Here is a 25,558-nt window from a genome sequence, read left to right on the forward strand (position 1 = left end):
CAATCTACCTCTCTTTTACAAATTGTTTTAACTTTTTTATAAAAGTTGAAGGAACTTTTTTCTCAATATTAATGTTATTACCTACATATTGCTTCACGATTTGGATCATTGCTAGCGTAACTTTTGATTTTGGATCATACATCGTAAATGGTATTTGATTAATTACTGCTTTAGAAACTGATTTATCATTAGGTAAGATACCTAATGGAACAATTTCTTTGTTTAAAAAGCTTTGCATTACCTTCTGTAAACGGTTTATTATAGATCGACCATCTTTATTATTTTCAGCTCGGTTAACTAAAAGATATAATGGTATGGTGAAATTTCGATTGCAAATATGTTTCATCATAGCGTAAGCATCCATCATTGATGTAGGCTCAGGTGTTGTAACAACAATACACTCATCAGCAGCTAAAACATAAAACATACTGTCATCAGAAGCTCCTGCACCCATATCAAAAATAATATAGTCGAAATCTGTAATAAGTTCGTCTAGCTGTTCCAAGAAATAATGAAATTTAGTTTCATCCATTTTAAACATATCAGTTAATCCAGAACCAGCAGCAATATACGACAAAGAATGAGGTCCTGTTTCTATAATATCATGAATCGACAATTGATTCTCGTACATTTGCACAATTGACCGTTTAGCTTGGACACCTAATAGAATATCGATATTACCCATACCAATATCTAAATCAAATAAAAGGACTTTTTTTCCAGCTTTTGATAAATTTAAAGCGAAATTAAGTGAAAAATTTGATTTACCTACGCCACCTTTTCCACTTACAACTGCAATCGTTTTTGCTTGCCTTTTGGCGTTAAGTCTGTCAATTTTTTTTCTTAAATTAGCTGCTTGATCACTCATTTGAGTTTCCAACTATCAAATGACTGATTTTTTCACTTGAAGCCTCTTCAATATTATCTGGTACATCTTGTCCATCTGTTAAATACGCAACACCTATTTGATACTTGAGAGTTAAGTTTAAAATTGCACCATAGGTTCCCGTCTCATCTTTTTTAGTAAATATTAATTTTTTTATCGGAATGTTTTCGAATTGATTATAAATCACATCTAAATCGGATGACTTAGTAGTTAAGGATAAGACTAAATACGTATCAATATCATGTTCAAGGTCAACTACTTTTCCTAACTCTGCAATATACTTAGGATCACGGAAATTGCGGCCCGCTGTGTCTACTAAAACAATATCATAGGATTTAAATTTTTCTCTAGCATTACGATAATCTTCAATTGTATAAGCAATTTCTAATGGAATATCAAGAATTTTAGAATATGTTTTTAGTTGTTCAATTGCAGCAATGCGATACGTATCTGTTGTAATTAACGCAACCTTTTTACCATCAACTAACATGCATTTCGCAGCTATTTTAGCTATCGTCGTTGTTTTACCAACACCTGTTGGCCCAACTAAATGTATGAATTTCTTATGGTAAGTAACGCCACCAAAATCATTGATCGCTAACTTTTTGTTAACAGCTTCTTCCACCTGTTTTTTAGCTAATTCATATGTTGTGTCCTCAGTTGAATTGTTTTCTATACTATTCGCAACAACTTCTTGAGCAATATCAAGATCAACTTCTTGTTCCAACAAGAGATCTACAACCGCTTGATATGTAGGAGGGAAGATATCTTCCCCATTACTTGTTGTTTTCTCCATCCATTTACGCATCGCACGTACTTCGTCTAATAATACTTGTTGTTTATCATCCGTTCTTGGTATATCTGAAGACATAGGTATAAACGGTTTTGATTGCTCTTCTATTTTAGGCTTAGTTGGTTGCGGGTCTAATGCTGCAACAACTTCCATATTTCTTTTTTTAAATAATCCTAAAAACCCACCAGTATAAATTACCTTTGAATTAAGGATAACGGCATCTGCACCTAGTTCTTTTCGTACTTTTTTCATTACTTCAGGCATTGTTGGTGCGATATACTTTTTTACCTTCATGCAACATTCACCACCCCGACGCTTTTGACATCTAAATTAGGTTCTAATTCATTATAAGATAACACGACAACATGTGGGAAAAACCGATCAAGTAACTGTTTCATATACATACGTATAGTTGGTGAACAGAGAATAATTGGCGTTTCCTCTTGTAATGATATACTCTCTATCTTTTCCGTAACTGAGCGAATAATGCGTTGCTGTGAATCAGGATCTAAGGATAAGTAACTACCATGTTCAGTTTGTTGAATATGATCTGAAATCATTTGCTCAACTTCACCTGCAACCGTTATAACTTTTAATCCCTGCTCATTTTGTACATACTGTTTGGTAATTTGAGCAGATAAGGCCTGTCTTGCGTACTCTCCTAGCAACTCGGTATCATTGGTCATTTTCCCGAAGTCTGCTAATGTTTCAAAGATAATCGGCAAGTTTCGGATCGAAACATGTTCGCGTAATAATTTCGCAAGTACCTTTTGTACATCACCAATAGATAATGGCTCAGGCGTTACCTCTTCAACTAATATAGGATATGACTCCTTTAAGTGATCAATTAACTGCTTCGTTTCTTGACGTCCTAATAATAAATGTGCATGTTTTTTTATTATTTCTGTAATGTGCGTAGAAACAACAGAAGGTGGATCAACTACTGTATAACCAGATAATTCTGCTTCATCTTTCACGTCTTCACCTATCCATTTTGCAGGAAGCCCAAAAGCAGGTTCTGTTGTATCTATTCCTTCTAGATCATCTTCATCCAAACCAGGTGTCATCGCTAAATAATGATCTAACATTAGCTCTCCTTGTGCAACTTCATTCCCTTTAATTTTTAATTGATACTCATTTGGATTTAATTGGATATTATCACGAATTCGAACCACTGGAATAACAATTCCTAATTCAATTGCTAACTGCCTGCGAATCATAACGATACGATCCATTAAATCCCCACCTTGATTCGTATCAACTAAAGGAATTAGAGCATAACCAAATTCAAATTCAATAGGGTCCATACTTAAAAGATCAACCACATTATTAGAAGACTGCATCTGCTGTGAATCTGCTGCTTCTTCTTCCCCTTTTTGATCTACTTCTGGTTCTACAATTGGTCTAGATAGCAAGTAACCACCCAATACGAGTACCCCTGCAATGGAAGTTGTTAAGAAAAAGTTAATAGGTGTAAAACCAAACATAAAGATTGTTCCACCTGCAATATACAGCATCTTTGGATAACGTAACAATTGTTCTGTTACATCGCTTCCAAGGTTACCTTCAGAAGCCACACGTGTAACAACAATACCAGTAGCTGTTGAGATAAGTAATGCAGGAATTTGACTTACTAGTCCATCACCAACAGTTAGTTGCATAAAGGTAGATATTGCTTCTGGAAACGTCATATCCATTTGCATCATACCAATAATTAAACCGAAAATAATATTGATTAACACGATAACGATTCCGGCAATCGCGTCACCTTTAACAAACTTACTCGCACCGTCCATTGCACCGTAAAAGTCTGCTTCACCCTCAACTTTTTCACGACGTTTTTTAGCTTGTTGTTCATTTATCATTCCTGCATTTAAATCTGCATCAATACTCATTTGTTTTCCAGGCATTGCGTCTAAAGTAAAACGCGCTGCAACTTCAGATACACGTTCACTACCTTTTGTAATAACTAAAAATTGGATAATAACAAGAATCAAGAAGACAACAAAACCAACTAACGCGTTGTCCCCGATAACAAAAGTACCAAACGTTTCCACCACGCCACCAGCTTCTCCAGTAGATAGAATCGAGCGTGTTGTGGAAACATTAAGTCCTAAGCGGAATAATGTTAGGAGTAATAACAACGAAGGGAATATTGAAAATTGTAACGGTTCTGTGGTGTTCATCGAGACTAAAATAACAATTAGTGCTAATGAAATATTTATTAAAATAAGGATACTTAATAACCAACCCGGTAATGGAATAACTAACATAACAATTATTAAAATAACACCGATTATAACGGATAGATCTCTTATTTTCATTATTAACTCTCCCTACTAGACATCCTTATGCTTTTTGTTCTATTTGATAAACATATGCTAAAATCTCCGCAACAGCCTGAAAGAATTCTTCTTGAATTGCTCCACCTATCTCAACTTCAGCATATAACGCTCTTGCTAAAGTTCGATTTTCTACCATTATAATCTGATTTGCTTCTGCAACTTCTCTAATCTTTGAAGCTACAAAATCAACACCTTTAGCAACTACATAAGGGGCATCAGACTTATTCTCATCGTACTTAATCGCAATAGCATAGTGTGTTGGGTTTGTGATTACAACATCTGCGTCTGGCACATCGCTCATCATACGTCGCATCGCCATCTGTCTTTGACGCTCTTTTATTTTAGATTTAATTAAAGGATTTCCTTCAATATTCTTATGTTCATCTTTAATATCATTTTTAGACATTTTCATATTCTTTTCATGGTCATATCGTTGATAAGTAAAGTCAATAACTGACACAACAAGTAATGCAATTGCTGAAAATATTCCCATTAATATCGTAACATTCGCAAAAAAAGCCAAGGCTGCATTAACGTCTTTACCTGCAAGCATCATCATCTCGTCTTTATTCATCCATAAAATTGAAAAAGTAATGGTAGTAATAACACTTATTTTTAACATTGATTTGACTAGTTCTACTAAAGCGCGTGCTGAAAAAATACGTTTTGCACCTTGAATAGGATCGAGTTTATTAAATTTCGCTTGTAATGGTTCTGTAGTAAATAAAAAACCAATTTGCATAAGATTTGAAGCAAGACCCGCAACAATTGCTAGTGCCATTACTGGAGCCAACGTCTGTGCCATATATATGGTGATTTCTGCAAACATCGTTTGTAAATTAGGAACAGTAATTTCCCAATGAATAAATTCACTAAAAGACCTTATATATAAACCGGTCATTTTCTCTTTCCAAAAGGTTCCAATAACAGTAAAAAGGATAAAAATTAAAAATAATAAAAGTGCTGTATTTATATCTTGGCTTTTAGCTACCTGACCTTTTTTTCGAGAATCTTGACGTTTTTTTGGAGTTGCTTTTTCTGTCTTTTCTCCTGCAAAGAATTGCAGATCTAATTTCAACTGCATGACTTAAGCACCTCCAAACAGCTGCATTAATAACTGCATCATCTCTAATGTATAAGAGAACAACTGCTTTACAATTGATATAAACATTACAATAAACATGCTTACTACAAAAAGCCCAACAAAAATCTTTAACGGTAAACCGACGACAAATACATTTAATTGAGGAACTGTACGTGCAATAATACCTAGTGCAACATCCACTAGAAATAAACAACCTACAACAGGTATTGCCAATTGAAAAGCAACCAAGAATAATTGATTAAAGATATCGATGACTAACATCACAATATTTTCATTGTTAAAATTTATCATTTGATCTAATGGAATGGTTTCAAAGCTATAGAAAGCACCATTTATGAGTAGATGATGACCATCAACACTCAATAAAAAAAGTAGCACAATCGTATAAAAGTATTGTCCCATTAAAGGACTTTGTGCACCTGTCTGTGGGTCAATAACATTCGCAATCGCAAAACCCATTTGAAAGTCAATAAATCCACCTGCAATTTGAACTGCCGCTAATATCATATAAGCAATTAAGCCTAATAATAACCCTGCAATTGCTTCCTTACCAACCAATAAAAAGAACGTTAAATCAAGTGGTATGGTCGGAATCTCAATACTATACAGCATAATCCAAGATAAAGAACCAGCTAGTCCAATCTTAAATTGCATTGGAATATTTTGATAAGAAAAAATTGGTACTGTTGCAAAAAAAGCTGTAAATCGTATGAGGATTAACAAAAACGCTGGTAAACTATTAATATCAATAGACTCTAACATACCTCTACCCTACAAACTGATTTAAATTTTGAAATATATTACTCGTAAATTCCACAATCCGAACAAGCATCCATGGTCCGAAGAAAATTAAGCCTAAAAAAACAGCGACAATTTTAGGTACAAATGCTAGGGTTTGCTCTTGAATCTGCGTTGTTGCTTGAAAAATACTAACTAATAATCCTACTACAAGGGCTAGTACTAAAAGAGGACCTGTTACAATGAGTACTGTAAATATCCCTTGCTCAGCTAAATTAATAACGAATTCTCCACTCATTTTCTCTTTCACCTCTTATTTCGTATTGCTAAAACCCTTGTAATAGTGATTGTGTGATCAGATACCAGCCATCAACTAACACAAATAATAAAATTTTAAATGGTAATGAAATCATTACTGGTGGTAACATCATCATTCCCATTGACATTAAGACACTTGCAACAGCCATATCAATAACCAAAAATGGAACAAAAATCATAAAGCCCATTTGAAAGGCTGTCTTTAATTCACTTATTGCGAAGGCGGGGACTAATGTTGTTAACGGAATGTCTTCTAATGATTCAGGATTTTCCAATCCACTATAATTCATAAATAAAGCCAAATCTTTTTGGCGTGTATGCTTAGACATAAATTCCTTCATTGGAATACTAGCATTTGTATAGGCTTCATCCAATGTTATTTCTTCATTAAATAACGGTGTCAGTGCATCTTCATTCACTTGTTGAAACGTTGGTGCCATAATAAAGAAGGTTAAAAAGAGTGCTATCCCAATCAATACTTGATTAGGAGGCATCTGCTGTGTTGCGAGTGAAGTTCTAGTAAAAGATAAAACTATAATAATTCTGGTAAAGCATGTTAGTAATATAATAATACTAGGTGCTAATGAAAAAACAGTTAACAATAACAGTAATTGCACTGATGTAGCAACATTTGACGGGTCTGAACTAGAAAATATATCAACAAATTCATTCATGTTTATCTTCTTCCTTACGTTTGTATTGCTCTGTTATTTTTTTTCTTTTATCTGCTAAACCATTTAATTCATTTTTAAATAATGATGAAAATTCAGCAGGAGATTTAGTTGATGTAACTTGTTGTTTCTTCGATGAGACACGTGAAATCGTTTTTCCAATTACATTAGCAATTTGATTTGAACTTGCTTGTTCAGTTTGACTTTCCAATAACTGTTTTTTAGTTTCTTCATCTGTAATCTCAGTTAGCAGTTCAATGTTATCTGCGACACCAACCACGAATATGCTGTCACCAATACGAATCATTTGAATCGATTTGTTAGAACCAAGTGGAACACCACCAATATTTTCTAAAGTATTCGCGTGTTTATATAGCTTGGTTTTTTTATTAAATAATTTTAGTAACAAATACATTAATCCTAAAATCAAAATTAATGACAAAACAATTTTTAAGAAAGTAATGATTGGATTATCAACTGAGTTCTCACTTAAAGATGTCTCACTACTTGGGTTTGATTCACTATTTTCGTTTTCTTCTTCAGGTGAATCCGTCTCATCACTAGGAGCCTCATTTTTAAATAAGTCGTCTACATATCCATCATTGGATGCCGCCTCCATTGTGCTAGGAATACTAGCCCAAGTAAATAATGCGATCAGTAAGCATACGAAGTTTATTTTTCGCATATTTTTCATCAGCTCAATGCTTTTTGAATGGCCTCAATGACGCGATCTGCCTGAAATGGTTTTACAATAAAGTCTTTTGCACCTGCTTGAATTGCATCAATAACCATTGCTTGCTGTCCCATAGCCGAACACATAAGAACAACCGCATCAGGGTTAATTTCTTTAATTTCTTTTAGTGCTGCAATTCCGTCTTTTTCAGGCATTGTAATATCCATTGTAACTAGATCTGGCGTAAGCTCCTTGTATTTTTCAACAGCCTGTACACCATCTTGCGCCTCACCTACTACTTCAAAACCATTCTTACTTAAGATATCTTTGATCATCATTCGCATGAAAGCTGCATCGTCTACTATTAATATTTTCTGAGCCATTATATAAATCCCCCTAGTTAATTACTTTAATTTCCTTAATCGATCTGATTGACTTACGATATCTGTGACACGCACACCGAAGTTCTCATCTATTACTACTACTTCACCCTGTGCGATTAATTTATTGTTTACGTGAATATCTACTGGTTCACCTGCTAGTTTATCTAATTCAATAATGGAGCCAGATGATAATTCTAAGATATCTTTTACGGTTCGTTTAGTCCTACCTAATTCAACGGTAACTTGTAATGGAATATCCATCAACATACCTAAGTTACGTTTTTCATTTTGCGGAAGATCGACATTTTCAAAAGCAGAAAAAGATGCATTTTGAATAGAAGCATTTTCCTGTGATAATTCCCCTAAATTTTTAGGTTCTGCTGGTTGGGAAGTTGGCTTGTGATTTTGCGCTTGTGCAGGCTCTTGTTCTTTTTGTACAGGAGCTGTTTCAGTTGTTACAGGTTGTTCTTCTATTGGATCAGCTGAACCCCCATTCAACAAACCATCAACCATATCTTTAGCAAATGATAAAGGTAATAATTGCATAATATTTGAATCAATTAGCTCTCCAATTTTCAATTGAAATGACACTTTTACAAAGATATTATCTTCTGGCATATAATCAGCTTTATTCTCGTCATTCACATCTAACAGCATAATAGCTGGCGGGGAGATATCGACTCTTTTACTAAATATCGTTGACATACTAGTCGCAGCAGTTCCCATCATTTGATTCATTGCTTCTTGTACAGCACTTAACGAGATGTCATTTAATTCTTGAGTATCGGTTTTACCATCGCCACCCAACATTAAATCCGCAATAATTGCTGCATCATTAGAATCTAACACAAATAGATTAGCGCCTTCGAAACCTTCTGTATATTTTACTTCTACACCTACATTAGGATTTGGAAATTCTTCTTCTAATCGACTGCGACTTATTGTAGAAATAGTTGGTGTTGTAATATCGACCTTTTGATTTAACAATGTTGAGAGTGTAGTTGCCGAACTACCAAATGAAATATTACCTATTTCTCCTAGTGCATCAATTTCAATGTCAGATAATAGATTTTCTATGTCTTGTTCTTCCTGCTCATCATTATCATTATTTGTCTCAGGCTGATCATCATCTGTACTGTTTAATAATGCATCAATCTCATCCTGTGATAACATACCGTCATTCATCATCTGAATCGCCCCCTTTTATTTCTTTCATAATTTGGACGGCCAATTTATTCTTTCTCTTTCCTGGTTGTACATAATATAAATCCTCTTGATCAATTTGCATCACTAATTCATCTTCAATTGATTGGTCCAAGTGGAGTACATCACCTTGTTGCAAATTCAATAAATCTTCTATTGTAATTGATGTTTCTCCTAGTAGAACTCTCATATCTAATTCTGCTGTTTCAAGATTCTTTGTTAAGTTTTCATATTCTTCTGGTTTTCTTTCCTTTGGCTTCTCCGTTTGCATCCAATAATGAACAGATAATTTCGGAATAATAGGTTCTAAAACCACATGAGGAATACATATATTGATCATGCCAGTACTCTCACCAATTGTAGTATTTAATGAAACGACTACTACTGTTTCATTGGGAGAAACAAGCTGTAAGAATTGAGGATTTACTTCAAACTCCTCTAATATCGGATCAATATCTATCACGGATGACCAAGCTTCTTGTAGATTATCTAAACCTTTTTCAAATAGTTGCGTCATAAGTGTTGATTCAATTTCCGTTAGACTATCTACTTTGTTTACACTCTTTCCTTTACCACCTAACATTCGATCTAACATGGCGTATGCAATATTCGGGTTGAATTCAAAAATAATTCGACCGTGTAATGGTTGCATACTATATATATTTAATATCGTTATCGTGGGGATCGAGCGAATAAATTCTTCATATGGGATTTGATCAACAGACGCAACAGATATGTGCACATATGTGCGTAACTGTGCAGAAAAATATGTTGTTAATAATCGTGCAAAGTTCTCATGAATTCGAGAAATGCTTCGAATCTGGTCTTTTGAGAATCGTAATGCTCGTTTAAAATCATAAACACGCACTTTTTTCTCTTGTTCTTCTTGTTTTAATTGATTGGCATCCATCTCACCGGATGAAAGTGCGGATAATAATGCATCAATTTCATTTTGCGACATAACTTCATTGGCCACAACATTCACCTCCTAGGAAGGAGCTTTTATCACTGTATGACTTTACTAATGATATATACATCGATAATATTTCCCTCATCCATTAGCTCATTCATTTGATCTTTTAGCTTTGTTTCTAATTCAGTTAATCCTGCTTGCACATCTGCTTCTGTTAGGTTAACGGATTCTTTTATAAAGATGTTCTTAAATTGAAAAGACCTATTTTCAATTTCTGTTCGCGCCTTTTTACTATCTGTAATAATGTCGAATTGCATTCGAACAAAACTACCATCTTTTAAATCTGTGCTCATTTCATCTGTTGTATAGGAGTATTCTACCATTTTCTCGATACTTAATTCTTCATTTTCACCATCTGAACTGTTTAAAATATAAATTAGTGCACCGACTCCAACAATCAAAATGACAGCTATTGAACTTATCATTATTTTAAATAATTTAGAGTTCATTTTGTTCACCAGCCTCTTTTATCCATCCTTGTATGCCAAACATTTGAAAATAGTTATTTACCAAAGTAACTACTTCATTCTCTGTCTCTTTAACTACTATAATTTTCCCATTTGATAGAGTAATAGTAGTATCAGGAAATGATTGAATTTGTTCAATCATTAAAGCATTTAAGGTAAAACTATCCCCGTTAAATTTCGTGATTTCTATCATATTATGGTTGGAGCAAGTTAAGAAAACTTGCTCCACACCTCCTTACTTATCGTTTCAAGTTAACTAACTCTTGTAAGATTTCATCTGACGTTGTAATTATTTTGGTATTTGACTGAAATGCACGTTGCGCCGTTATCATTTCGGTGAATTCTTCTGCTAAATCAACGTTTGACATTTCCAAAGCGCCCGAGACTACCGAAGCAGAACCATTTGCACCAGGGGTAACTAAATCGTTTAATGTATTAAAACCGTCATCATCGCCAGCATCCTCAAATGCCCCTGCATTAGCTGTTAATCGATACAAGTTAGATCCACTTCTCTCTAGACCACCAGGATTTGAGAAAGATGCTAATCTAATTTGTCCAGCAACTTGTGTGTTGCCATCACCATCAACATAATTAACTGTTCCGTTGTCTGCAATACTAAAGCTGGCTGCATTAGCAGGAATTTGAATTTGGCTTAGCTCTTCTGATAAGACAAAATCATCGCCATCAGCTTGGTTCCCAGCCCCCAATAAATATAAACCATCTGGATTTACTATATACCCTTCATTATCTAAGTAGAAATTACCAGAACGCGTGAAGTTAATATCTGATGCTTCCATATCAATATCACCAGCTGCGCCATTTTCTAAATTACTACCTAATACAAACATACCATCGCCTTCAAGCGCTAAATCTAATGTACGATCCGTTGTTTGTCTATTTCCTTGCGTTTGAATGTTATCAATCGAACCTAGTTGAGAACCAAGACCAACTTGTGCGGCGTTTAGCCCACCACGGACACCTTCTATTGAACCTTGTGCATTTGACAACGTTTGACTCATCATATCTTGAAACGTAACACGTCCTTTTTTAAATCCCGATGTGTTAACATTTGCTATATTATTACCGATCGTGTCTAATTTTGTTTGGAAATTTTTCATCCCTGATATACCAGAATACATTGAACGTAACATATTACCATTCCCCTTTTAGTTTAATTAGCTGTATCAATCAGTCAACAGCTTGAATGGCCTCCCTTAACGGGACCAGCCTAATCTACTACAATTGTTCCATTAATATTTGTAAAAATACGACTTTGTGCTTCTGCTCGATCCATTGCTGTCACAACCGTGTTATTTTTCGTACTAACTAATAAGGTTGCTTCATCTGTAACAACTAAAGAATCTGTTATTCCTTTTTGTTTTGCTTCAACAATTTTATCCGAAATTTGTTGCCATTTCGCATCATCGATCTTAATATTTCTTTCAGTTAATCTAGCTTGCGCATGTTTGCTAATCTTTAATGTTTGTGCACTAGATAAGACATCTTGAAAAGAAGTACCAACCTGCTTTTTCTGCATATTATTTCTGTTTTTCGGAAGCAATGCCCCTTGATGTACTTGTTGGATACGATGATCCATATTTTTCACCTTCCTTAATCCGTTGAAGGTTGGCTTAACTTAAGAACTTCATCCGTATAGATCTTACTTTCATTTTCTAATTCTAAAACTGCATAACCTTCTTTTTCACTTACAGCGATAACGTTACTTTTAACCGTTTCCTTCGGTTCAATCACTTCACCAGACTCTTCATCAAGTTTATAGTATGAAACTTCTTTACCAATTAAATGACTATATTGAATTACTGGTGAAACTGTTTGGTTTTGAACTAAACTACTAATCGATGTATTCATTTCCATCATCTGTTCTAATGAAGTAAAAGTAGCCATTTGTGAAATGAACTCTTTATCTTCCATTGGATTCAGAGGATCTTGGTTTTGTAATTGTGCCATTAATATCCGCATGAATTCATCCTTACCTAATGCAGAGCTAGTCGTGCCACGAGATTGGTTACTCAAATAATAAGAACTATCAATTGTCGTCAAATTAATTCACCTACACTCTCTCATTCATTAATACTTCTTCAAAACTTATACTACTTTGATCCTGCTCTCCATCATTCTGCTCTTTTCCTTCAGCATCTTCTTGTTGAGACGACTCTGACATCTGTTCATCAAATGAGGAATTGGACTCTTCTTGTGTTTGCTGGAACATTTGCGCATCTTGTTTTTCAATCACTACTTGATTTGGTGAAAACATATGGCGTAATTGTTGAATATTTGTTTCTAACGCATCTTTAGCTGCTTGTGTTGTGGCAGTGATTTTCACCATCATTTCCCCATTTATTTGGGTTAATTTAACTGAAATATCTCCTAGATGATTAGGTTTTAATTTCAATAATAACTCGTTAGATCCATTTGGACCTGACATAAATTTACTTGATTTAATAACTTTTTGAAATTCTTCCATTAAATTATCAGAAGTAGATTTTTGGTTTGTTTGTGTTGACTGCTTTACATGTACAACAAATTGTTCTAACTTAGAAATTTGTTGACCTGTTGCTAAAGTTTCAGTATTTACTGTAGCCTTTGTTTCAGATGATAGACTTGTAACAGCATTCTTCATCCACTTTGAAACATCTGTCGTAGTGACCATTGCACTAGACTGGTATTTAGCCTGCATCTGACCTTCTGTTCTTTTTTGGTATGTTCCTAATAAGCGAGACCATAACTGACCTTCATTCGTCCCTTTTTTCTCTTGTAACAAATTCGCTGTTTCTAGCGGTGTGCTTTTCTCTAAAGATGTCCATTGTTCTAATAATTTCAGAACTTTTACACTCGATTCTTGATCAAACTTACCAGAAGATACTTGTGCGGCTACTTGTTCTACTTGTTTCCATAAGTTTGCTATCTTCTCTATACTTTGTTGATTAACATCGACATTTTGTAAAGTGTTATTTTGAAATAATTGTTCTAATGACGCCATTTGTACGCTAGCCTGATTAGTTTTGGTATTCTCCTCTGCTATAGCTTTGGAAGAGACTATATTTTCAAGCCATGTTGCTAGTTCAGTGTTATTTTGTTGTTTAAGGAAGTTGCTACTTTGCTCAGGCGCTTCCTCTGAAACAGCAATCCATTGCTCTACTAATTCCAACACATCTTCTTCAGAAGTACTTTCTGCTAGATCAGTAGATAGTTGCTCAAAAGCTGGTTCAAGTTGATCCCATAAACTTTTCATCTGATTAGATATATCTGTATCGTTTTCTAATAACATCAATTGCTCAGCTAATTCGGCAATACGAATTGATTCATCAGTTGAAGTAGTTAGTTCATCACTTTTAATCTTCAACTGCTCTAGTAATGGCTCTAAACTAGCGTTATCACCCGCTAAATACGATGAAAATAATGTTTCAATTGAATTAGCCTCTTCAGAAGATTCTAGCTGTTCTCTAGTGCTTGATTTTGACTGACCACCAATCAAACTGTTATTCACTTTACTACCTATTGATTCTAATAGACTACCGAAGACTGATTGTCCTTCATTACCTTTTTTCGTAGAAGTATTTCCTAACTGGGTTGTTTGCTGATTTAAAAGTCCCGTTACATTCAAACTTTTTCACCCCCCTTCAAATAATTTCAACGTAAACTATTCTAGTAATAGTTGTGTAAGTTCTGCAGCAACTTCTGCATCCATTGCACTAAGTACTTCCCCTCTTTCTTCATCCTTCATTTGTTGTAAGATCGCTGTAGCTAAATCGCGTTCAACATTTGACAAGATGGGAGCAGCGCTTTCGGGGTCCATTTCTTCATAAGACTTTGTCAGCTTATCCAAATTTTCGCTCTCTTCCTCATTCTCTTGCACTTCACCTTCCGTTTCTACCTCTTCACCAGAGGTATCTTCCGTTTGGTTCGTAAGTTTAACAATTTCTTGATTTAACTCATCAATTGTTTGTTCATGATTGGAGACTTCTGTTTGCAGTGTTTCAATTTCTGCATCTTTTTCAGAAAGTTGTGTCTCAACCTTTTCTTCTTCTCGTTCGACTTCTTGTTCTTCATCTGTTGTGACAACCGAAGAAAGAAAGGGGATCTGATTAGCTGCGTCTTTTGTTTTAGCAATAACATCAATACCCATAAATGAAAAGATAATAAAAGCAAGTATGATAGCAAATATTAAAGGTATACCAATTACTAATACCCATTGCATGAAGCCAGGGCTCTTTGCCTTTTTTTCTTGTTTTGTCTTTTCTGCCATTTTAATCACCTATCTTCATTAGCTAAAAACTGTCTCAATGACGTTTCGTCCATTTGTTGATTCTCAGTATATATTTCACGCAATTTTTCTTTTTCGTTTTTTTTCTCAATTATTATTTCGAACTTTTTCACTTCAATATGTGATTGTGTTAATAACACTTGTTTTTTTTCCATTATTACGCGCTTCTTGCTTACTTCTAATTCCACTTGCTGTATTTTTTTCTTTATTTCATCGATATAAGCATAATGTGTCGCTAATGTAGTGACTGTACCACTAGATTTTAGATAATAAGCATATTGTTTTTCGACTTCTTCTTTTTTCTGCAATAACTGATATAACTTTGTTGCAACAGTCTCGAAATTATTCATTGCTTCTTGGTAATTAATTTGTGCCTCGTTCTTTAAGCGCTCTTGATGTGACAGTATTTTTTGAAAAGCTTTTATATTTGTCATGCTTTTTTACCTCCATATAAACTAGTCTCAAGTAACGTCATTGCTTCATCCCTTGACCAAGATTCCTCCATTCCCTGTTTCAAAAAAGAAATAATCTTTGGATGTAACTGAATGGCTTGATCTACTTCCCTACTTGTTCCACGTTTATATGCACCTATTTGTATTAATTCATAATTCTCTTCAAATGTTGATAAAATCTTACGGACCTCTTGCGCTATTTTTTGATCTTTCTCTGATGTTATCTGTGGCATAACACGACTAATGGATTTTAATACATTTAAAGCTGGAAATTGTCCTTGCTCTGCTAACTTTCTATCTAAGACAAAGTGACCATCTAGTATTCCTCTTGTCGTATCTGCAATAGGATCGTTTAGATCATCTCCATCTACTAATACAGTATAAAAAGCTGTAATCGTTCCTTTATCACTGGTTCCTGTTCTCTCCAATAATTTTGGTAAAATAGAAAACACAGAAGGTGGATAACCTTTAGTTGTTGGTGGTTCTCCAGTAGCTAGACCAACTTCCCGTTGTGCCATCGCAACTCGTGTAACAGAATCCATCATTAAATTTACGTTTAAACCTTGATCACGAAAATATTCACTTATAGCCGTTGCTGTATATGCACCTTTTATCCGCATTAGCGCAGGCTGATCTGATGTTGCTACAACTACAATTGATTTCTTTAGGCCTTCTTCACCAAGGTCTTTTTCAATAAACTCTCTAACTTCTCTGCCACGTTCCCCTATCATTGCAATAACATTAATATCCGCATCACTATTTCGGGCAATCATTCCTAGTAGTGTACTTTTACCAACACCACTCCCCGCAAAAATCCCGACACGTTGCCCTTTTCCAACTGTTAACAATGAATCAATTGTTTTGACACCCAGTTGAATTGGTTCTAATATTCTTGGACGAGATAGAGGATTTGGCGGTGTTCTCTCGGTTAAATAGGACATTAAACCTTTCGGTAACGTTGAATCATCTAACGGCTGTCCCATTGAGTTTACAACTTTCCCAATTAAACCTCGACCAACTTTTATCGTAAGTGGCTTATCAGTCGCTTCAACAAGACTTCCAGGACTAATTTCATTGATAGATGCATAGGGCATTAAAAGTACATTTTCATCATGAAAACCTACAACTTCAGCATAAATCTTTGTTTTTGCAGAAGTATGAATATAACAAACATTCCCTATACTAACTGCCGGACCTTTTGATTCAATCATTAGTCCAACAACACGTTGAATCTTTCCAAATCGTTTGTATAAATCCGAATTTTCAATTGATTCTACATACGTATCAAGATTCACGATTTATCTCCTCCGCTAAGTCTAACAATGCATGACGCAAAGTTTCTAATTGACTGTCAACACTTGCATCTATTTTTCCAAAAGGTGTTTCAATAATACAAGCGCCTTCGGATAATGATTCATCTGGATAGAATAGTAGGTCCGCTTTTGCATCAATTATTAAACGAAGTTCATTTTCATACTTTTGCAGTGTTTGATAATCTCTTGGATTTGAAAAAACACGAATTGATGGCTGATCTAAAACTTCTTTTAAAACTTTTTTTGTGATTTCGATATAAGCATCACTTTCGACTAATTCATGTTGTATGATCTTCGACGCTGCTGCTATCCCTAACCGTAATATCGTTGGTTCCGATTGGGCTAAAATTGTTTGTTTTTCTTTTTTAGCTAGTTGAACAATTTCACTAGCCTGATCGAGTAATGTTTGATATTCATTTAAACTATCTTCTTTACCTTCGTGAAAACCCTCATTATGTCCATGTTGTTTTGCTTCTTCAATCCACTTCAGTTTCTCTTCTTGCCATTCTTTCTCTTTATCTTTTATTGTCATCTTTGTATCAGCAAGTAATTGATCCGCTTGTTCCCTTGTTTGCTGCAACTGTTGCTTCGCTTGTTCTAATTGTATTTCAAGAATTGCTTTCTGATCTAGTAAATCTTGTTCTGTAAAATCTTGTCGAACTTCTAGTGGTTTAATACCGATTACTTTACTTGGTGTGATTTTTCGATCCAATTGGTTAGACAATAATATCATCTCCTCCACCACGTGCAATAACGATTTCACCTACTTCTTCTAAACGACGAATTGCAGAAACAATTCGTGTTTGTGATTCTTCGACATCCCGTAAACGAACAGGGCCCATAAATTCCATTTCTTCTTTGAACGTTTCAGCCATACGATTCGACATATTACTAAAGACAACTTCTTTCACTTCATCACTTGCTACTTTCAGTGATAGACGAAGATCATCATTTTCAACTTCGCGTATAATCCGCTGAATAGCACGATTATCTAATGTTACAATATCTTCAAATACGAACATTCGTTTCTTGATTTCTTCTGCTAACTCTGGATCTTGTATTTCTAATGCATCTAGTATCGTTCTTTCTGTACTTCTATCCACGCCATTTAAAACTTCTACTACTGCCTGAATCCCACCTGTTTGTGTGTAATCTTGCGTTACTGTTGCAGACAATTTCCGTTCTAACACTTGCTCTACTTCATAAATTATCTCAGGAGATGTTGAATCCATTATTGCAATTCTTTTCGCAATATCAGCCTGCATCTCTTGAGGCAACTCTGATAATATTTGACCAGCCTGTTCTTTTTCCAAATAGGATAAAACTAAAGCAATAGTTTGTGGGTGTTCATTTTGTATAAAATTTAAAATTTGGCCAGGATCTGCTTTTCTAGCAAAGTCAAAAGGTTTAACTTGTAAAGATGATGTTAACCGATTGATAATATTACCTGCCTCATCAGCTCCTAAGGCTTTTTCCAAAACAGTCTTTGCATAATTTATACCACCTTGCGCAATATAATCTTGCGCTAATGCTATCTGATGAAATTGATCTAAGACTTCTTCTTTTTGTTCCGTTTCCACCTTTTTAACAGAGGAAATTTCTAAGGTTAGTTTTTCAATTTCCTCTTCTGTTAAATGTTTATATAATTGTGCTGAAACATCTGGTCCTAATGAGATTAATAGAATCGCAGCTTTTTGTTTACCAGTCAATGTTTGTTTTCTTGCCATGAAGCTTTCCCCCTAATCCTCAGAAATCCAGCTACGTAATAACTTAGCAAATTCTTCTGGTTTGTCATTTGCCATTTTTTCAAGCTGTTTTCTTCTGATTGATGATTCGGTATCTGCTGCTGTTTCCATATCAGGAACTTCAAATGTCTCTTGTGACACTACATCTTCACTATATCCCATTTCTTCTTCTGGTTCTCTTCGTTTTCTTATCAACATAATAATAAGGCCAATTACTAGAACAAGTAAGGTTCCTCCAACTATATAAATCCATGTGGGGATTCCGGTTCCAACAGGCGTATTTGCTGTTTGAATACCATTGAATTCTTGAAATACTATAGATGTTTTATCTTCTGGGTTAATTTCTCCATACGTTCCGTCAATAGAAGTAGAAATAATAGAATCTAGTATCGACGCGATACTCTCTTCAACATTGGCTTGTTCTTGTGCTGTTAAAAGCTCTAGTTCACCATTTGCGTCAACTGTTTCTTTTGTATTATCTACTGCTATTTGAATACCTAAATCTCTAATTTTATATGGACTTTCTATAATTTCACGTTGTATTCGATTAAATTCATAATTAATAGATTCCTGAACTTTTTCATATTCACCATAGTCAGCACCATCTTCCGCAACATAGTTTGCTATATCTTCATCGCCCACTCCAACCTCACCGGCAGCTGCTGCACCATTTCCTGTATATGTCTCTGTAATCGTTTCAACACTAACTGGTAAACCTTCTACTTCTTCTCCATCTACTTCTACTGGTTCTACTAGTTCTTCTATTCGATTTTCTTGTGTGAAATCTATATCTGCTGTAACAGATGCTACAACTTTATCTGCTCCAACCATCGTACCTAGCATTTGCTGCACACGTCTTTGAATATCTCGTTCAATATCCTTTTTGATTGTCTGCTGTGTGGTATAAGCATCGCCACTTGCTACGGTAGTAGAACTATTTTGATCATAGTAATTAAAGTTTTGATCCATAATGACGATATTGTCTGTAGAGAGGTTTGGTACCGTTTTAGAAACAAGTAAATAAAGTGAATTAATTTGACTTTCCTCAAACTGGTACCCAGGTGTGGTTGTCAGAACAATTGATGCAGATGCCTGCTGTACTGCATCACTCACAAAAACTTGATCCTCTGGTATATTAAGCATGACAGTAGCATTTTCAATACCTGAAATTCCAGTCATTAAATTTGCCAATTCTGTTTGCAAGGCATCAAGTTTCATTACATTAAATTCACCATCTGTCATTCCCCAAGAAGTATTTTCACTAAAAAAAGAATAATCAATATTTCCACTGTTTGGTATACCTTGTGCCGCAAGATCAACAAGTAATGTATCTGCTTCTTCACTTGGCACATTAATTACCGTTCCAGCACCTTCCACTTCATATTTCACACCTCTAGTGTCTAACTCTGCTTTTATCTGCCCAACCTCTTGAATTGATAGATTACTATACAATGGCACCATTGTAGTCCTTGTTGCAAAGAAGCTTCCACCAACTACAATTAGAAGAAATAAAAAGATTAATGAAAGTCCGAATCCTTTTTGTTTCTTGGATTTACTTTGCCAAAATTCTATGATTTTATTTTTATATGTTATTAAGTTCTGTTTCATCATTTGCCTCCATACAACAAGTCAGCCAATTGTTTCTTATATTTGCATCCGCATAATTTCATTATAAGCATCAAGCGCTTTACTACGGACTTCTACAGCTGCGTTTAATGTGACACTAGCTTTTTGTGCAGTAATCATTACATCATGTAAATCATCTATTTCACCATTTGCAAGCGCCTCTGTCTTTATGTCAGATTCAATTTGAGATGCATTTAATTGTTCTATCGCGGTTTTGAGTTGATTTGAGAATTGATTTTGCGCTTCACCAACAGAAAGTTTAGAAGCTGTGGTTTCTTGATTTAATAAGGTAGGTGTTTGAAGTGCTTGAATGTTTATCGCCATTTATTTATTCCCCCGGTCTTTAATTACTTACCAATTTCTAACGCTTTCATCAACATGCTTTTCGTTGCATTTATGGATGTTACATTTGCTTCGTAAGAACGTGTTGCACTCATTAAGTCAACCATTTCTTCTAATGGATCCACATTTGGCATGGAAACATATCCATCTTCACCAGCATCTGGGTGGGTAGGATTATAAACTTCTATGAAAGGTTCATCATCTTCCGTAATTTCGTCAACACGAACACCAGATCCGGCCCCTTGGTTGGAATTCGAAGCACGGTTTAAATAAGATGAAAAGCTATTATCCTTTGCTTCAAATGAAACTGTTTTTCTTCTATATGCTTCATATTCTCCATCTTCATTAATTGTTGCCCTAGTTGTATCAGCATTTGCAATATTAGAGGAGATTGTGTCCATCCTTAATCGTTGAGCAGTTAATGCACTACCACTTGTATTAATCGAGTTAAATATACTCATTATGCCCCTCCTCTAATTACAGTTTGCAAACTATTAAGTTTACCATTCATACGTTCAACTAAAGCTTGATAATAAATTTGATTGTTGGCTAGCTCTGTCATTTCTTTATCAATATCTACATTATTACCATTGTGATTGTATTCGGTACTATTATTTGAAACAATACGAGATGAGCTTTCGCTACTACCAAATGTCAAGTGTCTTTCGTTAGTTCTTTTCGCTTGAAATCCACTATCCATCTCTTGATTAAGTACATTTTTGAAGACAACATCCTTAGCCTTATAATTAGGCGTATCCACATTTGCAATGTTATTAGCAATTGTTTGATTTTTAGTTGTTGCATAATCTAATCCATTTTGCAAACTTGAAATAGCACCACCGAAAAGTGACATAGAAGTTATACCCCCCTAATTAATGAATGAACCGTCGAAAAAAGTTCTTTGATATCGAATATTGTAATTTAAATATGACTAACTGTCTATGCTCTTTTTTCACAAACTGACTTTAGTGCTAGCCGTAATTTGACAATAGCGACTAAAGAACCACTTTTCCATAAGAATAATGTAATATTATCGATTTGTGTCGAAAAACAGTTATTTATGTTTATATTATTGCATATCCTTTGAAAAATTGGAATAACAAATTAGGTCAAATTTCAACAAAAACGCTCATATTCGGATTAAAAGTAATGCATTTTTTGTGATATACGTTGCTATGCTTGAAATAATGCTAAAGTATAATTTAAAACTAGGTACATAGTTTCATTTTCTTTTTTAGCATATTTTCATAAAAAAAGTAGCATTCTGAAGTTTATCAGAATGCTACTTTTTTAATTCGATCTAATTTTTTGTAGTTCTATTAAGAATTTGTTATTTAGAACTTTAATATATGTTCCCTTCATTCCTAATGAACGAGATTCAATGACACCAGCACTTTCTAGCTTGCGTAATGCGTTAACAATTACAGATCTAGTAATTCCGACTCGATCAGCGATCTTACTTGCTACTAGCAATCCCTCTGTACCATCTAATTCTTCAAATATATGTTCAATTGCCTCTAATTCACTGTATGATAAGGAGCTAATTGCCATCTGTACAACAGCTTTACTACGCGCTTCCGTTTCAATTTCTTCTGTTTTTTCATGTAAGATTTCCATACCAACAACTGTGGCACCATACTCAGCTAGTAGTAAGTCATCGTCATTAAAGCTATTAGTTAAACGACTTAATATTAGTGTACCAAGTCTATCTCCACCACCAATAATTGGGACAATTGTTGTTAAACCACTTTTAAATAGTTCACGATTCTCAACTGGAAATGCTGTATAAGCACTGTCAATATCAATATTTGAAGTCGTCTCATTAATATTAAATAGGCTATCTGTATATTCTTCAGGGAACTGTCTTTCCTCTAACATTGATTTCATTCGAGCATTTTCAATTTGTTGATTAATCGCAAAACCTAATAACTTTCCTCTTCTACTAACAACAAAAATATTAGCCGTAATAATATCACGTAATGCCCCTGCCATATCATTAAAATTCACTGATTTACTCGTTGTTTTTTGCAAAATAGAATTAATTTTTCGTGCTCTTTCTAATAGTTCCATGATGTTCCTCCACTCTAATTTTGGTTATCCTGTTATATGAACTGTAAGATAACTGAAAATAGTATCCTTTAATCGGATTACACATTTTCAAGTTTATAATATATATTGACTTAAATCTTTGTTTTTAGCAATAGAGCTTAATTTATCATCAACATAGCTTTCTGTAATCTCAATTGTCGGCATTGTTACATCTGATGCTTCATACGATAATTCTTCTAATAACTTTTCTAGAATAGTATGCAGTCTTCTAGCACCAATGTTATCGGTTTCTTGATTAACTTGAAATGCTACTTCAGCTAAACGCGTAATCGCCTCATCTGTGAACAGTACCTCAATACCTTCTGTTTTTAATAAAGCTTGATATTGTTTTAATAGCGCATTAGAAGGTTCGACTAAGATTCGCTTAAAATCTTCTATCGACAGTTTTTCTAATTCAACACGAATTGGAAATCGACCTTGCAATTCAGGAATTAAATCAGAAGGTTTAGCCATATGAAAAGCACCAGCTGCAATAAATAAGATATGGTCAGTTTTTACTGCTCCGTATTTTGTTACTACCGTTGAACCCTCAATAATTGGCAAAATATCACGTTGGACGCCTTCTCTAGATACATTTGCTTGTTGGTCATTTTTAGCAGCAACTTTATCAATCTCATCAATGAATATAATACCTGATTGTTCTACTTTATTCGTTGCGATTTGTGTAACTTCATCCATGTCAATTAATTTATTTGCTTCTTGTTGAGTTAAAATGTTTCTTGCATCTTTAACCGATAATTTTCTTTTTTTCTTTTTCTTAGGCATTAGTTGACCAAATGCATCTTGCATATTCATTCCCATTTGTTCCATACCCGAACCTTGCATCATATCAAACATGGAAGGAGTTTGCTCTTCCACTTCAACAGAAACAATAACGTCTTCCAGTTCACCTAAGTTTAACTGTCGGGCAATACGTTCGCGTTTCGTTTCGATTTCTTGATCTTTCTCATCGGTTTCATCTGTTTGTTCTTCTTGTGTGTCTTGACCTTGGAAAAGCATTTCAAATGGATTTTTAAAATTATTCTGTTGTTTTTTCGCAACAGGTACAAGTAATTTAATTAAACGTTGAGTAGCCAACTCTTTCGCCTTATCTTGCACTTGTTCCATTTTCTCTTCTTTAACCATTCGAATGGCCATTTCTACAAGATCACGCACCATTGATTCCACATCACGTCCAACATAGCCAACTTCTGTGAACTTTGTCGCTTCTACTTTTACAAAAGGAGCACCTACTAGTTTAGCCAACCTTCTAGCAATTTCTGTTTTACCAACACCAGTAGGACCAATCATTATAATGTTTTTCGGAACAATCTCATCGCGTATCTTATCATCTAATTGCATTCTACGATAACGATTTCTGAGTGCAATAGCAACCGATTTTTTCGCTTGTTTTTGACCAATAATGAACTTATCCAACTCCGTAACTATTTGTTTCGGGGACATATCCATTCCCATATACATTGCCTCCCTACTTTACTCAATTACTTCTAATGTAATTTGATCATTTGTATACACACAAATATCTCCCGCTATTTCTAAAGCTGCTTGCGCAATATCTTTAGCGGATAATTCTGAACTGTGATATTTCAACGCTCTACCAGCAGCAAGCGCGTAATTACCACCTGAACCAATGGCTAACACGCCATCATCCGGTTCGATTACTTCACCAGTTCCTGAAACGAGTAATAATGTTTCTTTGTTCATTACAATCAGCATCGCTTCTAGCTTACGTAAAACTTTATCGCTTCGCCATTCCTTTGCTAATTCAACCGAAGAACGTTGAAGATTTCCGTTAAACGCCTCAAGTTTAGCTTCAAACTTTTCAAAAAGTGTAAACGCATCTGCAACTGAGCCAGCAAAACCAGCTAAAACTTGACCCTTAGCTAATTTACGAACTTTACGGGCCTTATGTTTCATTACTACTGCATTTCCCATTGTTACTTGACCATCGCCACTCATTGCACACTCGCCGTTATGTTGAATAGCAAAAATGGTTGTCGCATGAAATTCTGAACTCATCATTCCACCTCTTTCATTTGTCTCTATTAATAGCACGAGGGTGACTATCCATATAAATATGGCGCAGTCGATCCTTCGTTACATGCGTATAGATTTGTGTAGACGAAAGATGTTCATGTCCTAATAATTCTTGCACACTTCTTAGATCAGCACCTGCATTTAGCATATGGGTAGCAAAAGTGTGCCGAAGCGTATGCGGGTGAAGGTTAATTGTTAACGCTGTATCCTTCACTAAATTATTAAAAATCAATCGAACCCCACGCGTCGTAAGTGGTGTACCTTTGGCATTCAAAAAGATCGTATTAGTTGGAAAAGAACTCGATTTTTTCAACAGAATTTCTCGACCATCATTTATATAACGTTGTAAAGCTGTTTCTGCAAAAGAACCAAAAGGTATATACCGTTCCTTCCGTCCCTTACCTATAACTAAGATCGTCTTTAAACTAAAGTCAACTGCCTCTTTCGTTAGCGTTGTGCATTCACTAACACGAATTCCTGTAGCATACATTAGCTCTAAGATCGCTTGATTTCTTTGCCCTAACGGAGTCTCTAAATCACAAATCGCAAATAACTTTTCTAGCTCTTGTTGATATAGAAAGTCTGGCACTAACTTATCTGCTTTTGGAAGTGTAAGGTTTAAAAAAGGATTTGTTTGTACTTTTTCTTCCCGCTCTAAGAATCGAAAAAAACTACGTAAACTTGATATTTTTCTAGATACACTTCGTCTTGATAACTGTAGATCATATTGTTTTGTCAAAAACAAACGAACTACATGGTAATCAATATCAGGTAAGAAATCAATTGATTCTTCTGAAAGAAATTTGTAAAATGTTTCAATATCTTTTGTATAATAAATTAATGTGTAAGGCGATGCATTTTTTTCGATTTGCAAGTATTCCTGGAATTGTTGCAGTAGTTTTGTATTTTCATCCATTAGTTCCATAAATTCACCTCATCATAGGCGGTTAAAGCTTAACATATTACATGTAAGGATGCAATTGAAAATTCTGAATTGTTTTAAAGGTATGTACAATTACTTTTTATCCTGTCAAGTATAATTACTTACCACCGAAAAATTATAGCTGTTTCAAAAGAGAATGTCAATCAATATT

Annotated in this window: 30 protein-coding genes; all 30 read right to left on the bottom strand. The window is 34.7% G+C overall.

What is annotated here, in order from left to right:
* Positions 1-4: 4 nt before the first annotated feature.
* The 30 genes from D2K62_RS02415 to xerC all read right to left on the bottom strand — a co-directional run bounded on the left by D2K62_RS02415 (position 5) and on the right by xerC (position 25,380).
* On the bottom strand, positions 5-868 hold the full coding sequence (locus tag D2K62_RS02415) for a MinD/ParA family protein (RefSeq protein WP_112182703.1): 864 nt from the start codon (positions 866-868) through the stop codon (positions 5-7).
* Complete coding sequence (flhF, locus tag D2K62_RS02420; protein ID WP_117160863.1) at positions 861-1,973, bottom strand: flagellar biosynthesis GTPase FlhF; 1,113 nt, start codon at positions 1,971-1,973, stop codon at positions 861-863. Before flhF ends, D2K62_RS02415 begins: the two co-directional genes overlap by 8 nt.
* Positions 1,970-4,003, bottom strand: a complete 2,034-nt coding sequence (flhA, locus tag D2K62_RS02425) for a flagellar biosynthesis protein FlhA (RefSeq protein ID WP_117148770.1) — start codon at positions 4,001-4,003, stop codon at positions 1,970-1,972. The genes flhF and flhA overlap by 4 nt, the downstream gene beginning before the upstream one ends.
* 25 nt (positions 4,004-4,028) lie before the next feature.
* Complete coding sequence (flhB, locus tag D2K62_RS02430; RefSeq protein ID WP_112180858.1) at positions 4,029-5,108, bottom strand: flagellar biosynthesis protein FlhB; 1,080 nt, start codon at positions 5,106-5,108, stop codon at positions 4,029-4,031.
* A gap of 3 nt (positions 5,109-5,111) precedes the next feature.
* Positions 5,112-5,891, bottom strand: coding sequence for a flagellar biosynthetic protein FliR (gene fliR / locus D2K62_RS02435; protein ID WP_112180857.1), 780 nt, complete (start codon positions 5,889-5,891; stop codon positions 5,112-5,114).
* A 4-nt stretch (positions 5,892-5,895) separates the two neighbouring features.
* On the bottom strand, positions 5,896-6,165 hold the full coding sequence (fliQ, locus tag D2K62_RS02440; protein ID WP_112180856.1) for a flagellar biosynthesis protein FliQ: 270 nt from the start codon (positions 6,163-6,165) through the stop codon (positions 5,896-5,898).
* Positions 6,166-6,193: 28 nt separating this feature from the next.
* A complete protein-coding gene (gene fliP / locus D2K62_RS02445) occupies positions 6,194-6,859 on the bottom strand; it encodes a flagellar type III secretion system pore protein FliP (protein WP_112180855.1) in 666 nt (221 codons plus the stop codon).
* Entirely contained in the window at positions 6,852-7,550 is a 699-nt protein-coding gene (locus D2K62_RS02450) for a flagellar biosynthetic protein FliO (RefSeq protein ID WP_112180854.1), read from the bottom strand. The genes fliP and D2K62_RS02450 overlap by 8 nt, the downstream gene beginning before the upstream one ends.
* Positions 7,550-7,912: a response regulator gene (locus tag D2K62_RS02455; RefSeq protein WP_112180853.1), complete on the bottom strand. Its 363-nt coding sequence runs from the start codon at positions 7,910-7,912 to the stop codon at positions 7,550-7,552. The genes D2K62_RS02450 and D2K62_RS02455 overlap by 1 nt, the downstream gene beginning before the upstream one ends.
* Positions 7,913-7,933: 21 nt before the next feature.
* Positions 7,934-9,100, bottom strand: a complete 1,167-nt coding sequence (fliY, locus tag D2K62_RS02460; RefSeq protein WP_112180852.1) for a flagellar motor switch phosphatase FliY — start codon at positions 9,098-9,100, stop codon at positions 7,934-7,936.
* Entirely contained in the window at positions 9,090-10,091 is a 1,002-nt protein-coding gene (gene fliM / locus D2K62_RS02465) for a flagellar motor switch protein FliM (RefSeq protein WP_112180851.1), read from the bottom strand. The genes fliY and fliM overlap by 11 nt, the downstream gene beginning before the upstream one ends.
* Positions 10,092-10,120: 29 nt before the next feature.
* On the bottom strand, positions 10,121-10,537 hold the full coding sequence (locus D2K62_RS02470; protein ID WP_117160864.1) for a flagellar basal body-associated FliL family protein: 417 nt from the start codon (positions 10,535-10,537) through the stop codon (positions 10,121-10,123).
* Positions 10,527-10,784, bottom strand: coding sequence for a flagellar FlbD family protein (locus D2K62_RS02475; protein WP_369974617.1), 258 nt, complete (start codon positions 10,782-10,784; stop codon positions 10,527-10,529). Before D2K62_RS02475 ends, D2K62_RS02470 begins: the two co-directional genes overlap by 11 nt.
* A 10-nt stretch (positions 10,785-10,794) precedes the next feature.
* Positions 10,795-11,706, bottom strand: a complete 912-nt coding sequence (gene flgG, locus D2K62_RS02480; RefSeq protein WP_112180849.1) for a flagellar basal body rod protein FlgG — start codon at positions 11,704-11,706, stop codon at positions 10,795-10,797.
* Positions 11,707-11,783: 77 nt separating this feature from the next.
* Entirely contained in the window at positions 11,784-12,152 is a 369-nt protein-coding gene (locus D2K62_RS02485; RefSeq protein WP_112180848.1) for a TIGR02530 family flagellar biosynthesis protein, read from the bottom strand.
* A gap of 14 nt (positions 12,153-12,166) precedes the next feature.
* Entirely contained in the window at positions 12,167-12,616 is a 450-nt protein-coding gene (gene flgD / locus D2K62_RS02490; protein ID WP_112180847.1) for a flagellar hook assembly protein FlgD, read from the bottom strand.
* Between the two features lie 10 nt (positions 12,617-12,626).
* Positions 12,627-14,180: a flagellar hook-length control protein FliK gene (locus D2K62_RS02495; RefSeq protein ID WP_117160865.1), complete on the bottom strand. Its 1,554-nt coding sequence runs from the start codon at positions 14,178-14,180 to the stop codon at positions 12,627-12,629.
* 36 nt (positions 14,181-14,216) lie between these two features.
* Entirely contained in the window at positions 14,217-14,822 is a 606-nt protein-coding gene (locus D2K62_RS02500) for a MotE family protein (protein ID WP_117160866.1), read from the bottom strand.
* Between the two features lie 5 nt (positions 14,823-14,827).
* On the bottom strand, positions 14,828-15,274 hold the full coding sequence (gene fliJ / locus D2K62_RS02505; protein ID WP_112180844.1) for a flagellar export protein FliJ: 447 nt from the start codon (positions 15,272-15,274) through the stop codon (positions 14,828-14,830).
* Positions 15,271-16,587 carry a flagellar protein export ATPase FliI gene (fliI, locus tag D2K62_RS02510; protein WP_112180843.1) on the bottom strand — a complete coding sequence of 439 codons (1,317 nt, stop codon included), beginning with the start codon at positions 16,585-16,587 and terminating at the stop codon, positions 15,271-15,273. Before fliI ends, fliJ begins: the two co-directional genes overlap by 4 nt.
* A complete protein-coding gene (fliH, locus tag D2K62_RS02515) occupies positions 16,577-17,329 on the bottom strand; it encodes a flagellar assembly protein FliH (protein ID WP_157967834.1) in 753 nt (250 codons plus the stop codon). Before fliH ends, fliI begins: the two co-directional genes overlap by 11 nt.
* Positions 17,322-18,332, bottom strand: coding sequence for a flagellar motor switch protein FliG (gene fliG, locus D2K62_RS02520; protein ID WP_112180841.1), 1,011 nt, complete (start codon positions 18,330-18,332; stop codon positions 17,322-17,324). Before fliG ends, fliH begins: the two co-directional genes overlap by 8 nt.
* A gap of 12 nt (positions 18,333-18,344) precedes the next feature.
* Complete coding sequence (gene fliF, locus D2K62_RS02525) at positions 18,345-19,958, bottom strand: flagellar basal-body MS-ring/collar protein FliF (protein WP_112180840.1); 1,614 nt, start codon at positions 19,956-19,958, stop codon at positions 18,345-18,347.
* Between the two features lie 36 nt (positions 19,959-19,994).
* Complete coding sequence (fliE, locus tag D2K62_RS02530) at positions 19,995-20,300, bottom strand: flagellar hook-basal body complex protein FliE (RefSeq protein ID WP_112180839.1); 306 nt, start codon at positions 20,298-20,300, stop codon at positions 19,995-19,997.
* Between the two features lie 23 nt (positions 20,301-20,323).
* Positions 20,324-20,779, bottom strand: a complete 456-nt coding sequence (flgC, locus tag D2K62_RS02535; protein ID WP_112180838.1) for a flagellar basal body rod protein FlgC — start codon at positions 20,777-20,779, stop codon at positions 20,324-20,326.
* Positions 20,779-21,171 carry a flagellar basal body rod protein FlgB gene (flgB, locus tag D2K62_RS02540; RefSeq protein WP_112180837.1) on the bottom strand — a complete coding sequence of 131 codons (393 nt, stop codon included), beginning with the start codon at positions 21,169-21,171 and terminating at the stop codon, positions 20,779-20,781. The genes flgC and flgB overlap by 1 nt, the downstream gene beginning before the upstream one ends.
* A 437-nt stretch (positions 21,172-21,608) precedes the next feature.
* Positions 21,609-22,388, bottom strand: a complete 780-nt coding sequence (codY, locus tag D2K62_RS02545; RefSeq protein WP_112180836.1) for a GTP-sensing pleiotropic transcriptional regulator CodY — start codon at positions 22,386-22,388, stop codon at positions 21,609-21,611.
* Positions 22,389-22,481: 93 nt separating this feature from the next.
* Positions 22,482-23,882, bottom strand: coding sequence for an ATP-dependent protease ATPase subunit HslU (hslU, locus tag D2K62_RS02550; protein ID WP_112180835.1), 1,401 nt, complete (start codon positions 23,880-23,882; stop codon positions 22,482-22,484).
* An 18-nt stretch (positions 23,883-23,900) separates the two neighbouring features.
* Positions 23,901-24,446, bottom strand: coding sequence for an ATP-dependent protease subunit HslV (gene hslV, locus D2K62_RS02555; protein ID WP_112180834.1), 546 nt, complete (start codon positions 24,444-24,446; stop codon positions 23,901-23,903).
* A gap of 13 nt (positions 24,447-24,459) precedes the next feature.
* The gene (gene xerC / locus D2K62_RS02560) at positions 24,460-25,380 is read right to left on the bottom strand and encodes a tyrosine recombinase XerC (RefSeq protein WP_112182701.1); all 921 of its coding nucleotides are present in this window, start codon (positions 25,378-25,380) and stop codon (positions 24,460-24,462) included.
* Positions 25,381-25,558: the final 178 nt, after the last annotated feature.

The sequence above is a fragment of the Paraliobacillus sp. X-1268 genome, assembly GCF_003426095.1.
Lineage (GTDB): Bacteria > Bacillota > Bacilli > Bacillales > Amphibacillaceae > Paraliobacillus_A > Paraliobacillus_A zengyii.

Bases quoted from the DNA above. Each gene is read 5' to 3' on its own strand.
- D2K62_RS02455 (WP_112180853.1), bottom strand. From the start codon at position 7,912: ATGGCTCAGAAAATATTAATAGTAGACGATGCAGCTTTCATGCGAATG.
- xerC (WP_112182701.1), bottom strand. From the start codon at position 25,380: ATGGATGAAAATACAAAACTACTGCAACAATTCCAGGAATACTTGCAA.
- fliJ (WP_112180844.1), bottom strand. From the start codon at position 15,274: ATGACAAATATAAAAGCTTTTCAAAAAATACTGTCACATCAAGAGCGC.
- fliQ (WP_112180856.1), bottom strand. From the start codon at position 6,165: ATGAGTGGAGAATTCGTTATTAATTTAGCTGAGCAAGGGATATTTACA.
- D2K62_RS02500 (WP_117160866.1), bottom strand. From the start codon at position 14,822: ATGGCAGAAAAGACAAAACAAGAAAAAAAGGCAAAGAGCCCTGGCTTC.
- fliR (WP_112180857.1), bottom strand. From the start codon at position 5,891: ATGTTAGAGTCTATTGATATTAATAGTTTACCAGCGTTTTTGTTAATC.
- codY (WP_112180836.1), bottom strand. From the start codon at position 22,388: ATGGAACTATTAGAAAGAGCACGAAAAATTAATTCTATTTTGCAAAAA.
- D2K62_RS02485 (WP_112180848.1), bottom strand. From the start codon at position 12,152: ATGGATCATCGTATCCAACAAGTACATCAAGGGGCATTGCTTCCGAAA.
- flhB (WP_112180858.1), bottom strand. From the start codon at position 5,108: ATGCAGTTGAAATTAGATCTGCAATTCTTTGCAGGAGAAAAGACAGAA.
- fliY (WP_112180852.1), bottom strand. From the start codon at position 9,100: ATGATGAATGACGGTATGTTATCACAGGATGAGATTGATGCATTATTA.
- flgG (WP_112180849.1), bottom strand. From the start codon at position 11,706: ATGTTACGTTCAATGTATTCTGGTATATCAGGGATGAAAAATTTCCAA.
- flhA (WP_117148770.1), bottom strand. From the start codon at position 4,003: ATGAAAATAAGAGATCTATCCGTTATAATCGGTGTTATTTTAATAATT.
- D2K62_RS02470 (WP_117160864.1), bottom strand. From the start codon at position 10,537: ATGAACTCTAAATTATTTAAAATAATGATAAGTTCAATAGCTGTCATT.
- fliP (WP_112180855.1), bottom strand. From the start codon at position 6,859: ATGAATGAATTTGTTGATATATTTTCTAGTTCAGACCCGTCAAATGTT.
- D2K62_RS02450 (WP_112180854.1), bottom strand. From the start codon at position 7,550: ATGAAAAATATGCGAAAAATAAACTTCGTATGCTTACTGATCGCATTA.
- hslV (WP_112180834.1), bottom strand. From the start codon at position 24,446: ATGAGTTCAGAATTTCATGCGACAACCATTTTTGCTATTCAACATAAC.
- flhF (WP_117160863.1), bottom strand. From the start codon at position 1,973: ATGAAGGTAAAAAAGTATATCGCACCAACAATGCCTGAAGTAATGAAA.
- D2K62_RS02415 (WP_112182703.1), bottom strand. From the start codon at position 868: ATGAGTGATCAAGCAGCTAATTTAAGAAAAAAAATTGACAGACTTAAC.
- fliE (WP_112180839.1), bottom strand. From the start codon at position 20,300: ATGGCGATAAACATTCAAGCACTTCAAACACCTACCTTATTAAATCAA.
- hslU (WP_112180835.1), bottom strand. From the start codon at position 23,882: ATGGGAATGGATATGTCCCCGAAACAAATAGTTACGGAGTTGGATAAG.
- flgC (WP_112180838.1), bottom strand. From the start codon at position 20,779: ATGAGTATATTTAACTCGATTAATACAAGTGGTAGTGCATTAACTGCT.
- fliF (WP_112180840.1), bottom strand. From the start codon at position 19,958: ATGAAACAGAACTTAATAACATATAAAAATAAAATCATAGAATTTTGG.
- flgB (WP_112180837.1), bottom strand. From the start codon at position 21,171: ATGTCACTTTTCGGTGGTGCTATTTCAAGTTTGCAAAATGGATTAGAT.
- fliG (WP_112180841.1), bottom strand. From the start codon at position 18,332: ATGGCAAGAAAACAAACATTGACTGGTAAACAAAAAGCTGCGATTCTA.